Origin of the sequence: Nocardia sp. NPDC052112, assembly GCF_040680135.1 — a bacterium.
In the GTDB taxonomy this organism is placed as follows: Bacteria; Actinomycetota; Actinomycetes; order Mycobacteriales; family Mycobacteriaceae; genus Nocardia.
This window is the reverse complement of record NZ_JBFAWD010000003.1, coordinates 527167-541487: the sequence shown is the minus strand read 5'-3', so window position 1 is coordinate 541487 and position 14321 is coordinate 527167. Positions and strand designations below refer to the sequence as shown.

Genomic DNA, 14321 nt, shown 5'->3' with positions numbered 1-14321 from the left:
CGGGCGGCGGGGCTGTCCGCCGAGAGTCTCGCGGCGGTCACCGACGTGATCAACCGTTTTCGCCGATTGGAGCGACTGCCCGGCGGCCCGTCCGGTGACCGGTAGCGCGAAGAACTTCGACTGCCATGCGGACTACGGATTTGCGCAAGCGCTGCGAAAAGCGAATCGATCTGCTCGGGCTGCCGGTTCGTTTCGGTATCGACGAGGTGTGCGAGCGTCTGGCGATTCAAGTGGGCAGCCGGATCGAATTGATTCCGATGGCCTTGCCGCCCGCCTGTCCACTAGGGTTGCTGATCACCGACAAACGTGGGCATTCGATCGTCTACGAGGACTCCGCCAGTCCGATTCACCGACAGCAGATCATCTTCCATGAATTCGCGCATCTGCTCTTCGGTCATACGGGTCAGCCGATCGCCGATGACGACCGGCACTGCATGTTCGTGCACGTCACCCATGAGATCCAGGGGCAGGTTCTGGCCCGATCCTGCGGATCGACCGAACAGGAGACCGAGGCGGAGATGACGGCGACGTTGCTCCTTCAGCGCGCGCACCGGTCGAGCCAGCCGGTCACCGTCGCTGCCGATCCGGCGATCGCCGACATAGTTCGCCGCTTGGACAACTCACTGTGACCCCTGACCCGATTCTGCTCATCGCGCTGACGGCATTCGCCTGTGGCGTGGTCGTGGCCATCAAGACTCGCGATATCATGCGCGATCCGGACAACGGAATGCACCGTGCGAGTGCGCTTTTCGCCGGCGCGATCTTGGCGACCATGATGGTCTGGCTCGAATCCGATGCCATCGACGGCTACACCCATATTCCGACACTCGGCATCTTGCTCAGCGACATCACGGCGATGTTCGCGGTATGCGCGAGCCAAATATGGTTTGTGTACCTCACGACACCGACCGAGATCGCCCGCCGCAGATCGCCGCTGTGCTACGCCGGATTCGTTGTCGTCGTCGGCGCAGTCGTCGCACTGTTCGCCGCGTTCCCGCCGGCGTCCGCGAATGATGCCCGGTATCGGCATCTGTTCATCTGCTATGTCGGTGTCAGCGCCGTCGCCGCGGTCGTATTCGGGTTCCGCTATGCCGCACTCACCGCGAAGCCGTGGCTACGCATCGGATTCCGCGTTATCGCAATCGGCGGTGTCGCCGTGATCGCGCGGCTGGTGTTCCTCGGCTTCGTGCTCGTCGCCGCAGATCTCGGACACCCACCCCGGCCGATATATGTCGTCGTAGACGGGCTGCTCACGGTAATCGGACTGCTCATCGTCATCGTAGGGATGGCGCTGCCCTCCGGAGGTGAATTCCTGGCGGCGCTGCTGCACGCCTACCGATGCCACCGGGCCGAACGACGACTCAGCGCGCTGAGCAGCTACCTGGCATCCGCCATCGGCACGACGAGCGCGGTGCCCCTGCCTGCCGGCCGCGAATGGAATCCTTTACGGGATGCCGAGTTTCGGCTCTGTCGTCGGATCGTCGACATTCGAGACGCGCAACTGGCGCTGCGCGGATATGCCGATCCGCGGGCGCGGGAACTCGCCGCCGAGCGGTCCGACGCGCTCGGCTTGCCGGACCACGAGCGCGGCCCGATGATCGAGGCGGCTGTCATCGCGGCCGCGATCCAGGCGAAGCAAGCGGGCGACCCGCCGCGGCACAACACGACGATGACACTGTCCGCTGACCACGGTGGCACCGACACCCTGCTCGCCGAAGCCAGCTGGCTCGGACTTGTCAGCCGCGCCCTGCGATCTTCCGAGACCGTACGTCGGAAAGCCGAGGTCTAGCCGCTGCGTCCGGGACTGCACCGCTGATGGCCGCTCTCATCGGACACCGTTACCGTGCTATCACGCGAACAGTCGAGGCGTCGGGCTGATCCGAGCCCGGTAGTCGTTGGCGCTGGCCGCTACGTCACGATTCGCAGGGGGTGCTCCAGCAGTTCCCGCAGCTGCGCCAGGAACTGGGCCGCAACCGCCCCGTCGATGGCGCGGTGATCGGCGGACATGGTGACACGAAGGATCTTCCGGCTCACAACCTGTCCGTCCGCCAGCCGCACTTCGTCGGTGGCCGCGCCGACGGCGAGAATCGCGGCCTCTGGTGGGTTGATCACGGCCGTGAAGTGTTCGATACCGAACATGCCCAGGTTGGAGATGGTGAAGGTGCCCCCACTCATCTCGTCGGCGCGCAGCTTGCGGTCGCGAGCACGCTCGGCCTTCTCGCGAATTTCGGCGGCGATAGCGGATACGCTCTTGCGATCGGCATCCCGGATCACCGGAACCAGCAGCCCCGCCGGGGTAGCGACCGCGACACCGAGGTGAATGCCATGGTGCTGCAGCAGCTTGTCCCCGCTGAAGGAGACGTTTACCGTCGGATTCGACCTCAGCGCCACGGCAACAGCCTTGACCAGCAGATCGTTGACGCTGACCGTGCCCGCTCCGGATTCGACCAGGGTGGTGTTGACCTGGGCGCGGAAGCCGAGGAGGTCGGTCACGTCGATGGCGCTGGTCAGGTAGAAATGCGGTGTCTGCTGCATGCTCTCGGTAAGCCGGGCGGCCGAGACCTGCTGAATACTGGTCAGCGGAATCTCTTCATAGTCGTCCGAAACCGGTGCGAGAGAGGAGGATCGGTCCATCTGCGAGACCGCCGCGGTTGGCGCGGCCGCCGGAGCGACGGCGAGTTCGGTTGTCGCGTAGGCGGATTCGATATCCTGCTTGGTCACGCGGCCGCCGGGGCCGGTACCGACCACGGCGGCGAGGTCGATGCCGAGCTCCCGCGCGAGCTTGCGGGCCAGCGGCGACGACTTCTTTTTCTCGCCGGATTCGACGGCAGATGAGCCACCCGCGGCTGCGGGTGCCACAGCGGTGCCGCTATCGCCCGCCGACACGGTGGGAGCTGTCCCATTCGCCGTCCCGCCGAGGTGGGTGTTCGAGCCGACGGGATGGGTGGATGCACTGTCTGGTGCCGACAGCGCGCCGCTACCGTCACCGACGATGGCAATAGGCTCGCCGATCGGGACTCGGGTGCCTGCCGCGGCGATGATCTGCTCGAGAATGCCGTCGTCGTAGGCCTCGAGTTCCATGAGCGCCTTATCGGTCTCGATCTCGGCGAGGATCTCGCCGCGTACAACCTGATCGCCGACCTTCTTGAGCCAGGCCGATACAACGCCGTCCTCCATGGTGTCGGAGAGCCGGGGCATGGTGATTTCGGGCAATGTTCTATCCTCCGGGTTTCCGATTTCAGCGTCGCTTGCCCACGGCCGCAAGGGTTTCCAGCGCGGCGGTATAGAGGGAATCGACCGACGGCAGGGCCAGCTTCTCCAGCGGCTTCGCGTAGGGCAGCGGCACCTCGGCCATCGCCACTCGGCGCACCGGCGCGTCCAGGTAGTCGAACGCGCCGTCGGAGATGGACGCCGCCACCTCCGCGCCGATGCCGTAGGTGAGCCAATCATCCTCGCCGATCACGGCACAGCCGGTCTTCCGCACCGACCGCACCAGGGTTTCGCGGTCCAGCGGCCGCAGGCTGCGCAGATCGATAACTTCCGCGGAAATCCCCTCGGCGGCGAGCTTTTCGGCGACCTGGGTGCAGACCGTCGCCATCCGGGAGTAGCCGATCAAGGTGATATCGGTGCCAACGCGGGTCACTGCGGCCTTGCCGATCTCCGCGACCGGCAGGTCCTGCGGCACTTCGCCCTTGGTGTTGTAGAGCGACAGGTTCTCCAGGAACAGAACCGGATCATCGTCCTCGATGGCGGCTTTGAGCAGTGCCCGCGCATCCGCCGGCGTGCTCGGGGCGACCACCTTGAGGCCGGGTACGAACGCGTAATACAGCTCGATGTTCTGCGAATGCGTCGCGCCCAACTGTTGGCCGCCGCCACCCGGCGTGCGGATGACCATGGGCACGCTGGTCTGCCCGCCGAACATGCCGTAGATCTTGGCGGCGTGATTGACGATCTGGTCCAGCGCCAGCAGCGAGAAGTTGATCGTCATGATCTCGACAACTGGGCGCAGGCCCAGCATGGCGGCGCCGATGGCGGCGCCGACGAATCCCTCTTCGGCGATCGGGGTGTCGCGCACCCGCTTCTCGCCGAATTCGTCCAGCAGGCCGGCGGTGATCTTGTAGGAGCCTTCGAAGACGCCGATTTCCTCTCCGATCAGGAAGACGTCGTCGTCGCGCCGCATCTCTTCGCGGAGGGTTTCGCGCAGCGCTTCGCGATAGGTCATGACAGCCACGGTGATGTCCTTAGTGGGTGAAGAGCGGATCGGCGGGCAAGCGGTGGGAATCGCCGGCCACCGGCGTCGCGTAGGTGAAGTCGAACAGGCTCGACGGCTCTGGATGCGGACTGGCATCCGCGAATTCGACGGCGGCAGCGACCTCGGCGGTGACATTCTCTTCGATGTCAGCGGCCGAATCCTCGGTCAGCACGCCCGCCTCGAAGAGGGCGGCGTGCCAGCGCACGATCGGATCATTCTCGCGGGCGACCGAAACCGCCTCGCTGGTGCGGTATTTCGCGGGGTCCACGACGGAGTGGCCTTTGAGCCGGAAGCTGACCGCCTCCAGCAGCGCCGGCTTGCCTTCGCGCCGGGCGGTCTCGATCAACTCGGTCGCCACATCGCGCACGGCCAGCACATCGGTCCCGTCGACCCGCTCGCCGCGCATGCGATAGGCGCAGGCACGTTTCCACAGATCCGGTTCGGCGGAGGACTTTTCGACAGTGGTGCCCATGCCGGTCTGATTGTTGATCACCAGAAAGACGATCGGCAGGTTCCATAACGCGGCAATGTTCAGTGACTCGTGGAAAGCACCGATATTGGTGGTGCCCTCACCCATCTGGCACACCACCACATCGTCGTCGCCGCGGTAGTCGATGGCCAGTGCCGCGCCGACCGCCAGTGGAATCTGACCACCGACGATGGCATACCCGCCCAGCAGGCGAGTCGTGGTGTCGTACATGTGCATCGAACCACCCCAGCCCTTGGAGGTGCCGGTGGAGCGCCCGTACAGCTCGGCCATTACCCGGCCGGGCTCGATGCCCTTCGCCAGCGCGTAGCCGTGCTCGCGATAGTTGGTGAACAGGTAGTCGGTGGGGCGCATGGCCGCGCCCATGCCGACGACGGTCGCCTCCTCACCGAGGTTCAGGTGGCAGTATCCGCCGATTTTCGCCTGCTGGTAGCTCTGCGCGGTCCGCTCTTCGAAGCGGCGCACGAACAGCATGTCGCGGTAGAGGCCGCGCAGGGTATCGGGGTTCTCCGCGGCGATACGGGTTTCGAAAGGGCCGGTTGCGGTCACCGCGATCGAGTCGCGAGTAGCCCTTCGTGCGGACTTGCGGGGTGTGGTGCTGCTGGTCACGAAGGATCTCCTCAACGCTTCCGGGGCGGAGCGATGTGCACCGGCAGGCCGAGCCCGGTCAGGGCCGTCTCCATGCCGATCTCGCCAAGGGTCGGGTGGGCGTGGATCGTGTCGGCCAGCTCGTCGAGCGTCGCCTCCAACGAAATCGCCAGTGCGCCTTCAGCGATCAAGTCACTGGCCGACGGACCCATGATGTGCACGCCCAGCACTTCTTTATGCTTTTGTCCCGCAACGATTTTCAAGAAGCCTTCGGTGTCGCCGTAGGACTTGGCCCGGCCTAGCGCCGCGAAGGGGAACTTGGCGGTGATGACCTCGTGCCCAGCCGCGCGGGCAGCGTCCTCGGTAAGGCCGACGCTGGCGATCTCCGGATGGGTGAAGGTGGCGGCCGGGATCACGGTGTAGTCGATGTGGGCATCATGACCGGCGATGACATCGGCTGCGGTCAGGCCCTGATGCGAGGCTACATGCGCGAGCAATGCTTTGCCGGTGACGTCGCCGATGGCGTATACGTGCTGCACACCAGTGCGCAGTTTTTCGTCGACGGGGATGAAACCCCGTGCGTCTGTATCGATTCCGGCGTCCGCCAGGCCGAGTTCGGCGGTGTTCGCTCGCCGGCCCACGCCGACCAGCACCGCATCGGCATCGAGTTCACTCGTCTGCGCTCCGCCGATGCGCACGCGCAGCGCGCCATCGATCTGCGCGATACCAGTGACGGTCGCTCCTGTCAGCACGCTGATGCCGCGCTTGCCGAACGAGCGGCCGAGCGCAACACCGATCTCCTTGTCCTCCAGGGGAACCAGGCGATCCTGCATCTCGATGACAGTGACCGCACTGCCGAATGTGGCGAACAGGCTGGCCCATTCCGCCCCCACGGCGCTGCCGCCGACCACCGCAAGGCGCTTGGGTACCTCGGTCAGGCCGAACGCGCCGTCGGAGGTGATGACGCCCGGAAGATCCGCACCCGGAATGGGTAGCAAGGCGGGAACCGATCCGGTCGCGATGATCACGTCGGTCGCACTGATCGTACGGGTGTGGGCAACTGTCGGTGTGGCGGCGTAGCGAGGGCCGCCTTGGAAGATCGGCGACGGGCCCGTCTCGAACACCTCGACGGTGGTCGGGCCGGTGAACCGCGCATGGCCCTCGACTACCGTCACGCCATTGGCAACGAGCAGGCCCGCGACACCATCGGTGAGTTCCTTCACGATCCCGTCCTTGCGCTGGCGGACGGCGGCGAAATCGAACCGGACACTATCGGCGTAGATACCGAAATCGGCCGCGTCCTGGAGGGTCTGGAAGACTTCGGCCGACCGCAGCATGGCTTTGGTCGGAATACAACCCCAGTTCAGGCACACCCCGCCTGGGCGCTCTTTTTCCACCAACCCGACCCGCAGCCCACGCTGGGCCGCGCGAATGGCCGCAACGTACCCACCGGGGCCGCCGCCCACCACCAGAAGATCGAAATCCGGCACTCGTGGTGCTCCTCATTCTCGATTGGAAACTGAACCCACCTCGGTTGGAGAGCGGGTCATGATCGAGCTTGATGGCAACCAACTGCACAAGCAATCACCTCGTAGTCCAGAGATCCAAGCTCTGGATTAGGCGCTGCGCCCAATTCGGCTCCGTGGGACGCCGGACTCCGCCCGAATCAGCCGCGGATCCGTCCACTCAGCTCGACAGCGGCCAACGCCAGGGAAAGTTCGAGGTAGGAGCGCTGCCCCTCCAGCGAGCGGCCGAGCAATGTGCTGACGCGCTGCAGCCGGTTGATCACGGTGTTGCGATGACAGTGCAGTCGCGGCGCGGCATTGGCCGCCGAGCAGTTCTCACCCAGCCACACAGACAGGGTGCGCAGCAAAATGTCCCGCTCCCTCACCGGCAGATCGAGCACCGGGCCGAGCGCGCGCGTCATCAAGAGCTGGGTCAGGTCGGGCGATCGCAGCAACAACGCTTCAGGGTAGCGATCCTCGAGCGAAACCAGCAGCCCCACAACATCATCCGGCAACGTGTCGAGCGCGAGCAGGGCCAACGTATGTGCGGCATCGATCTGCGACAGTCCAGCGACCACTGGGGAGACCCCCGCCCGCCCGCGCACCTGCGGCCGAAGGTGTTGCAGGACAGGTTCGACCGCTCGATGCTCCAACGCAACCAACCCCACCATGGATTCCCCACGAATGTGCCACGCCGAGCGAATTCCTATCGAGGCCAATACCATTTCCGATCCCGTGCGCAGCGGATGTGTCTCACCGCGCGCCACGACCGCGACATAGCTCCCATGCACCGGCAGATTCAACTCCCGTGCCGCCTGAGCCGCGAACAGCGCATCGTGCGCCCGCCCGGCGAGCACATCCTCGATCAGTGCGTGCCGCCGTCGTTCGTCTCGCCGGACCCGATCCAACTCGGTACTGCGATAGGAGGTGACCAGCGCCGACGACATGCCGTCGATAATCGCCCACATGGTCGTCCCGATCTCCCGGAACTGCGCGGGCGGCACATCTTCGGCTTTGTCGAGTAGCGCCTCCCACACAATCCGCCCGCCGAGCCGGAAGGTCCGTAGCATGGCCTCGAGCGGTACTCCTTGCTCAGCGCGCAACTCGCCGATCGACGCGGCCACATCATCCTGCTCCGCATCCGTGGCCTGCCCAGCCAGCAAATCCAGGATTCGGGTGAGAAACCGCTGGCACCCATCGAGCAGATCGGCGCGCGTCACCGCCGAGTAGTCGGTCCATTCCGGGTTGTCGGTAAAGACGGCCGCTATCAACCGCTGGGTCAGTTCCGGGATCTCGCCACGGAGTGTCCCGGCCAGTCCCGGTGACCTGAACAGGGGTTTGGCTTTCTTGGGGGCCGCCACATCGGCCCACGTTACGCCGGGACGCCTCCTTCCAGGAGTGACCAGATGGTGCTGTCGTGGAAGTGGCCGTCGTCTTCCAGCGAGTACTCGCGCAGCACAGCGTCACGGTGGAAGCCCAGGCGTGTGAGGAGTCGGATCGAGGGTTCGTTGGAGCGGATCGTGTGGGCCTGGATGCGGTGCAGTTGCATCTGGTCGAAGCCGAATCTCACGATGGCGGTGAGGGCTTCGGTGGCGATGCCTTGCCCCCAATATGGTCGTGCGAGGTCGTAGCCGACCTCGGCGCGACGGTGGAAGCGGTGCCAGGAGTTGAACCCGAACAGACCGATGGGGCCGCTGTCGCGCCTGGTGACGGCCCATTGGATTTGCTCTCGGGCGGTGTAGGCGGCGCGCAGCGCGGCGATCAGGTCCACTGCGTCGGAAACGTTGCGAAGGGGGCTGCAGTTGTAGCGCTGTGCGATGGGATCGCTGCGGAAGGCGAACATGTCGCTCGCGTCGGCGGGATGCCATTGGCGCAGCACCAGTCGCTCGGTTTCGAGGACCGGGAAGTTGGCGAAGTCGAAGACCATGCACTGAGAATGCGCTGGCGGCGGACCCGCGTCGACGGAATTTTGCCGGGCGGCCGGGAACTCGGCGCACCCGTTCGGTCCGCGCCGAACGCCGACGAACTCTTCGCCGGCATGACGGTCGTTCAACAGCGACGGGCCATGCCTGTCTCGCCTGGATGTCAGGGGAAACAGGACGATACGGATACCGGATTGCCGAATCGTTACCCACCACCACCTTTTTGGTGGAATTTTGTTGGTGGTCGCGTGATTTCCTGGTTGCGGCGGGCATGCTCGGGTAACTATGTAGCGCATGGATTCGAGGAACGCCGCTGCGCGGTTGCTCGCAGAGATCCTTGCCGCCGGGTTCACCGTGGATGGGTTCATCCGCTACCTGCGGGTCGACCCGACCGCCGACACCGCGGTGCTACCGCCATCGTCTGGTCAGTGGCGAATACCGCCGCCAGGGCAGAGCTACTGAACCCGGAGCACTTGGTGGGTCGTTCTACCGTGCGCTGATCGGTGCAGCGATGGAGTCGTCTGGCGGCGACTGAGTCGACGGTTCGCGACATCGGTCGGAGCTGACAGTTCGGTCAGGGGTTCGGGTCGAACGGTTCGGTGCCGAGGACCAGTGTGAGTCCTGAGATGCCGGAATGCGCTCGGGCGTAGGCAAGTTCGTGGCTCAAGTCACCGATGTTGTTGACGATCGGCAAACCGATGCCAAGAGTCGACAGGGTGCCGAGGGCATAGCCGTTGCGGTCGAGGAAGGCGCTGCCGCTGTCGCCGGGGATCCCTGGCATGGCCGCGGTGAGCGCGTGTGTCCAGCCGGCGGTGGTAAGCCCGTCGGCCTGGCTCTGGCCGGTTCGAGGGGACAGTGCGGCTATTCCGAACCGCAGACCGGAGTTGCCGTAACCGTAAACGTCGTCACCGATATCGGTTCCGGTGGTGTTGATGCCGACGGGACCGCCCCAGTACGGCACGCTCGGGTTGACCTTCCCGACGTCCTCGGGGGCGACCTTCACCAACGCGAAATCGTTGTAGGCGCAGGTATTGTGGTCCCGCTCGCCGTCGCGCTGCATGGCCAGCCAGCTGCTGTAGACCAGTTGACCGGTGCCGACGACCTCACCCGGGAACATCAGTATGCCGCCGCGGTTGAAGGTCACCGTGGTGCGGAGGGGCAGGCTGTCGGCGGTGCAGCCGTCGGGGTCGGTGAGGTCGCCCAGACCGGTACCCGCACAGTGCGCGGCCTGACCGAGGTACACATTGCCGGCATTGTCGACGAAGGTGTAGTTCGCCGTGCACTGCCTCCCACCCTCGGTGTTGGTCTGCACCCCGGGCGTGATGGTGGCGGACGCGGCGGACGCCCATCGGTGCCCCGACTTGTCTGCGGCAAGGCTGACCTGCTCGGCGCTACCGCTACCGGGCCATGGCTGTGCCGACGCAGTGCCGTATCCGGTAATGAGATGTGCGCTGGCGGCTGTCACGACAGCGGTCACCGTGACCGCGAACGCACGGTAGAGAGTGGATCGCTGCATGGGAAACTTCCCTTTCGCTCTGATGTTCGACTGCTCGCCTGCGGTGTGGTCTCATGGCGTGGCGCCCGCGTCGATGGTAGTAGCTGATGTTTAGCTGAACGTCGCCGATCTCAGCCGAGCACATGGTGTGTCTGCGAGTCGGAGCATGAATCGAGGCGGTGAGTCTCAGAGTCTGGTGTAGTTCGCTTGGTCGTGTTCGAATGCCGTCAGGATGTCCGGTGTCAAGGTCAGGCGGGTGTTGGCAATGGCGGTGAGGTAGTCCGCGAGGTCGACGGGTTTGTTCGTTCCGTCGCGCATCGCACGCTCGAACGCCGATTGCGCGCCGGCACGGGCGGCGTACTCGATGTCGGCGGGGGTGAAGTGGGCGGTAGCGCGCACCAGATGGTCGAGGTCGATGTTCTCGGTGGCGGGGCCGAGGTAGCGCCGCCAGATCGCCTCGCGGGCGGGTTCGTCGGGTGGACCGACCGGTATCACGTAATCGAAGCGGCCCGGTCGCAGGAACGCCGAGTCCAGCGAACGAACCGAGTTGGTGGCGCAGATCAGCAGGCGGCTGTAATTCTCCCGAAATGCGGGAATCAGCTTGAGCAGCTCGTTCGTTACTCCATGTGCCGCGCTGGTCGCCGTCCCCGCACGTGCGCCCGCGATCTCCTCCACTTCGTCGATGAACAACAGAAGTTCGTCGAGTTCGGCCAAATCCGCGAACACCTCACGCAACGACGCCGCGAGCCCGCCGCTTGCCGTCGCGGCCAACCGGGACGGGAACAACTCGACGAACGGCCACCCCAATCTCGAGGCGACCGCTTTCGCGAAACTGGTTTTTCCGGTGCCCGGCGGACCGAACAGAATCACGCTCTTGGGTGGCCGAACCCGATAGTGCTCGGCGATATCCGGGTTCGCCAGCGGCAATACGATCCGTCGTTCGATGATCTCTTTTTCCCGGTCCATCCCCGCCATCGATTGCCACAACCCGGGTGGCAGCAGCCGCCCACCCAGCTCGGCCAGCAACGAAGCCTGCGCGGGTGCCAACGGCTCCAGCAGTTCGTAGTAGACCAAACCCGTCCTGCGCAGATATCCGGAATTCTCGAATGCGACCGACCCGGTGGCGTCCTGCGGAAGGAGCGTGCAGATTCGCCGCACCCCATTCGACCGCAGCCGCCGCTCCAGTTCGGTCAGCAGCGCACTACCGATACCGCGCCGCCGCCACTGCGCACCCAGGGCCACCAGCAGGACCCAGGCACGCTCGCTCTGGATCTGGGCGACCGCCATTCCGACGATTTCTTCGCCCACCTCGGCGACCACCGCCGGCTGCCCTGCGCGCGCGGACGCCAGTACCTCCGCCAACGCGAAAACCGGCTCCTCCCCGGTCGCCATACGGCTCTGTTCCCAGATCTGGATTGCCTGATCCAGATCATCGTCACGAAATTCACGCAGTCGCCATACCGGCATATGCACCTCGAACTGCCATCGGAGGGTGGGCCAACTGAGACGCTCTCTCAGTAAACACCCACGGCGGGTGTCGGGAAGCGGGGGGCGCGAGCCGGAGCTGCGCGATAACTCGGTCGGTGAAATCCCACTGATCGACGAGGGCGACCGGCAGAATGTGGCCCATGCGGACATTTGCTCGATTGTTGCAGGCTGTCGTCTTCGGGGCGCTGGTGGTGGCAGCCGGTCATGGCGTCGCGGTCGCTCCCGCCGCGGGCGACACCCATATTCCGTTACCCTGGTCGGCTCCTGAGCCGGACGGAGTGCAGGCGCCGGGGGCAGCGCTGGCCGACGGAATCACCGGCACGCTGCTGTGGTCGCGACAGCCGAACACCCCGGTCCCGATAGCCAGCATCACGAAGGTGATGACGGCACTGGTCGTGATCAACGCCGGCGATCTCGACCGGACTATTACCGTGCCGCAAGAAATCATCGCCTACGGCGCCAAGTACGACGGAAGTACGGCAGGCTTGGTCCCCGGCGAGGTGCTCACCGCGCGCCAGCTCCTGTACGCGATGATGCTGCCGTCCGGCTGTGACGCCGCCTATACCCTTGCCGAGGCCTATGGGCCCGGCCAAGACGGCTTCATCGCCAAAATGAACGACACCGCGCGTCAAATGGGTCTGGCGGGAACATATTTCACCGACCCCAGCGGGCTGCCCGCCCCCACCGACAACTCGACCTACTCCACCCCGGCGGACCTGGTAGCGCTCGGCCTGCGCGCGATGAGTATGCCGGTGTTCCGCGACATCGTCAGGTCGCAGAGCTATCACCTGCCCGCCGGGCCGGACAACCGCGAGCACCTTTGGCAGACAACGAATTTGCTGCTGCGCGACTATCCCGGCACTATCGGCATCAAAACCGGATCCACCGACGCTGCGGGAACATGTCTGCTGTTCGAATCGGTCAGGGCAGGAATACCGCTGATCGGTGTGGTCCTGCACAGCTCACCCGACAGCGGCGTCGCCGCGAAGCACGACGCCGAGCGCATGTTGAACTGGGCTTACGACCCGATTCTGAGCGCGCTGCGGATCGGTTAGCGCCGACTATCGCCAACGATCCGGCCATGCGAGCCGGATTCGCGGATCTTTCGAGTGACTGACGCCCAGGACATCGAGCCCACGATGAGCGCCACAACCATTCCGGTTTCCATCGAGGCATTCCGGGATGCGGTCCTCGACAGTGAGAGCCGGTGCTGGTCGACTGCATGGGCCGACTGGTGCGGCCCATGCAGTCGACTCGCACCGACTCTGGCGCAACTCGCCGACGCGGAGTCCGACCGGCTCGTCGTGCTCACCGCGAAATCTACGGTCAGCTTGTCCAGCCGGTTGGAGCGATCCCGAGTGGTCGATTCTCGACGAGTTCGCCGATGATCTGAGATCGAGAGCAGTTGGGCGTACAGCTGTCAGTCGTGCTCGACGGTGCCGAGTACCTTGCCGGTGTTTGCATCGATGGTCACCTCGTGCTCGATGCCATCCGGGGTTCTGAGTTCGACGTCCCACACCGCTGCTCCACGCACCGTGTCGATCTCGGCGGAATCCACCGTGCTCCCCGGCACTGCCTGCACCGCTTCGTCGATGGCCTGCTGCTTGCTGATCTGCGGGCCCGCGAGGAGCACCCAGTCGGTGTCCGACAAGTTGACGGCGACAGTGTGGTTCCCGGGTCCGACGGTGCTGGTAGCGAGGGCGAGGCCGGCGACGGTGGCGCCGACAACGGTGGTGCCCACGATGAGCCATCGCAAGCTGGCGAATGCGCGGCGGATTACGGATGACATGGTGAAACCTCCTGTGGCAGTGGTGATCTTGGGTCCGATGACCACTCTGGCAAGCGCAGCTGAAGGTGGCCTGAAGCATCCTGAAGACCGCTTCAGGAACTGTCTGTCACGCTTAGCGGATGCGTCTGCTGATCGTGGAGGACGAGAAGCGTCTTGCCCTCACCCTGGCAAAGGGATTGGCGGCTGAGGGTTTCGCCGTGGACGTCGTGCACGACGGCACCGAAGGTCTGCATCTCGCCACCGCCGCCGACTACGACCTGATCATCCTGGACATCATGCTGCCCGGCATGAACGGCTACCGGATCTGTGCCGCGCTGCGCGCCGCGGGCGACGAGACGCCAGTGCTGATGCTCACCGCGAAGGACGGCGAATACGACGAGGCGGAGGGGTTGGACACCGGGGCCGACGATTATCTGCGCAAACCGTTCTCCTACGTGGTGTTGCTCGCCCGTATTCGTGCCCTGTGCCGCCGCAGAACTCGCGGCGCCCCCGTATTGCGGGTCGGCGACCTGACGGTGGATCCGAACACGCGCACGTGCCTGCGCGACACGCACGAGGTGACGCTGACCGCGAAGGAATTCGCCGTCCTGGAACACCTGGCGGTCCGTGCGGGGCAGGTTGTGTCGAAAGCCGATATCCTGCAGCATGTTTGGGACTTCACCTACGATGGTGACCCGAACATCGTCGAGGTCTACATCAGCACGCTGCGCCGCAAGATCGACGCTCCGTTCGGGCGGCGATCGATCACCACTGTTCGCGGCGTGGGATACCGGCTGGCGGCAGATCGTGGCTGAC

At 65.1% G+C, this 14321-nt stretch carries 14 protein-coding genes; 5 read left to right on the top strand and 9 right to left on the bottom strand.

The genetic code is table 11. From position 1 onward, the window contains the following. Positions 1-125: 125 nt before the first annotated feature. Entirely contained in the window at positions 126-629 is a 504-nt protein-coding gene (locus AB0L58_RS08395; RefSeq protein ID WP_364383168.1) for a hypothetical protein, read from the top strand. Then, positions 626-1789: an MAB_1171c family putative transporter gene (locus AB0L58_RS08390; RefSeq protein ID WP_364383165.1), complete on the top strand. Its 1164-nt coding sequence runs from the start codon at positions 626-628 to the stop codon at positions 1787-1789. The genes AB0L58_RS08395 and AB0L58_RS08390 overlap by 4 nt, the downstream gene beginning before the upstream one ends. Positions 1790-1908: 119 nt before the next feature. On the opposite strand, the gene AB0L58_RS08385 is transcribed toward AB0L58_RS08390, so the two are convergent. The 8 genes from AB0L58_RS08385 to AB0L58_RS08350 all read right to left on the bottom strand — a co-directional run bounded on the left by AB0L58_RS08385 (position 1909) and on the right by AB0L58_RS08350 (position 11716). Further along, positions 1909-3213 (bottom strand): dihydrolipoamide acetyltransferase family protein, encoded by a 1305-nt coding sequence (locus AB0L58_RS08385; RefSeq protein ID WP_364383163.1) that lies wholly within the window; start codon positions 3211-3213, stop codon positions 1909-1911. 25 nt (positions 3214-3238) lie between these two features. After that, the gene (locus tag AB0L58_RS08380) at positions 3239-4222 is read right to left on the bottom strand and encodes an alpha-ketoacid dehydrogenase subunit beta (protein ID WP_364383160.1); all 984 of its coding nucleotides are present in this window, start codon (positions 4220-4222) and stop codon (positions 3239-3241) included. Positions 4223-4241: 19 nt separating this feature from the next. Continuing rightward, positions 4242-5348, bottom strand: a complete 1107-nt coding sequence (pdhA, locus tag AB0L58_RS08375; protein WP_364383158.1) for a pyruvate dehydrogenase (acetyl-transferring) E1 component subunit alpha — start codon at positions 5346-5348, stop codon at positions 4242-4244. 11 nt (positions 5349-5359) lie between these two features. Continuing rightward, positions 5360-6793, bottom strand: a complete 1434-nt coding sequence (gene lpdA / locus AB0L58_RS08370) for a dihydrolipoyl dehydrogenase (RefSeq protein ID WP_364383215.1) — start codon at positions 6791-6793, stop codon at positions 5360-5362. A 200-nt stretch (positions 6794-6993) separates the two neighbouring features. Beyond that, positions 6994-8193 carry a helix-turn-helix domain-containing protein gene (locus tag AB0L58_RS08365; RefSeq protein ID WP_364383155.1) on the bottom strand — a complete coding sequence of 400 codons (1200 nt, stop codon included), beginning with the start codon at positions 8191-8193 and terminating at the stop codon, positions 6994-6996. A gap of 11 nt (positions 8194-8204) precedes the next feature. Further along, a complete protein-coding gene (locus tag AB0L58_RS08360) occupies positions 8205-9122 on the bottom strand; it encodes a GNAT family N-acetyltransferase (RefSeq protein WP_364383152.1) in 918 nt (305 codons plus the stop codon). Positions 9123-9328: 206 nt separating this feature from the next. Further along, positions 9329-10270 (bottom strand): hypothetical protein, encoded by a 942-nt coding sequence (locus AB0L58_RS08355; protein WP_364383149.1) that lies wholly within the window; start codon positions 10268-10270, stop codon positions 9329-9331. 165 nt (positions 10271-10435) lie between these two features. Beyond that, positions 10436-11716, bottom strand: coding sequence for a GNAT family N-acetyltransferase (locus AB0L58_RS08350; protein ID WP_364383146.1), 1281 nt, complete (start codon positions 11714-11716; stop codon positions 10436-10438). A gap of 161 nt (positions 11717-11877) precedes the next feature. On the opposite strand from AB0L58_RS08350, the gene AB0L58_RS08345 reads away from it, so the two are divergent. Together AB0L58_RS08345 and AB0L58_RS08340 are read left to right on the top strand one after the other, a co-directional pair. Continuing rightward, entirely contained in the window at positions 11878-12792 is a 915-nt protein-coding gene (locus tag AB0L58_RS08345) for a serine hydrolase (RefSeq protein WP_364383143.1), read from the top strand. Positions 12793-12876: 84 nt separating this feature from the next. After that, positions 12877-13125, top strand: a complete 249-nt coding sequence (locus AB0L58_RS08340; RefSeq protein WP_364383212.1) for a thioredoxin domain-containing protein — start codon at positions 12877-12879, stop codon at positions 13123-13125. Between the two features lie 32 nt (positions 13126-13157). On the opposite strand, the gene AB0L58_RS08335 is transcribed toward AB0L58_RS08340, so the two are convergent. Continuing rightward, a complete protein-coding gene (locus AB0L58_RS08335) occupies positions 13158-13526 on the bottom strand; it encodes a PepSY domain-containing protein (protein WP_364383140.1) in 369 nt (122 codons plus the stop codon). A gap of 119 nt (positions 13527-13645) precedes the next feature. On the opposite strand from AB0L58_RS08335, the gene AB0L58_RS08330 reads away from it, so the two are divergent. Continuing rightward, entirely contained in the window at positions 13646-14320 is a 675-nt protein-coding gene (locus AB0L58_RS08330) for a response regulator transcription factor (protein ID WP_364383137.1), read from the top strand. Position 14321 lies beyond the last annotated feature (1 nt).

Bases quoted from the DNA above. Each gene is read 5' to 3' on its own strand.
- AB0L58_RS08395 (WP_364383168.1), top strand. From the start codon at position 126: ATGCGGACTACGGATTTGCGCAAGCGCTGCGAAAAGCGAATCGATCTG.
- AB0L58_RS08380 (WP_364383160.1), bottom strand. From the start codon at position 4,222: ATGACCTATCGCGAAGCGCTGCGCGAAACCCTCCGCGAAGAGATGCGG.
- AB0L58_RS08360 (WP_364383152.1), bottom strand. From the start codon at position 9,122: ATGAACCCATCCACGGTGAACCCGGCGGCAAGGATCTCTGCGAGCAAC.
- AB0L58_RS08355 (WP_364383149.1), bottom strand. From the start codon at position 10,270: ATGCAGCGATCCACTCTCTACCGTGCGTTCGCGGTCACGGTGACCGCT.
- AB0L58_RS08350 (WP_364383146.1), bottom strand. From the start codon at position 11,716: ATGCCGGTATGGCGACTGCGTGAATTTCGTGACGATGATCTGGATCAG.
- AB0L58_RS08345 (WP_364383143.1), top strand. From the start codon at position 11,878: ATGCGGACATTTGCTCGATTGTTGCAGGCTGTCGTCTTCGGGGCGCTG.
- AB0L58_RS08340 (WP_364383212.1), top strand. From the start codon at position 12,877: ATGAGCGCCACAACCATTCCGGTTTCCATCGAGGCATTCCGGGATGCG.
- AB0L58_RS08335 (WP_364383140.1), bottom strand. From the start codon at position 13,526: ATGTCATCCGTAATCCGCCGCGCATTCGCCAGCTTGCGATGGCTCATC.
- AB0L58_RS08330 (WP_364383137.1), top strand. From the start codon at position 13,646: ATGCGTCTGCTGATCGTGGAGGACGAGAAGCGTCTTGCCCTCACCCTG.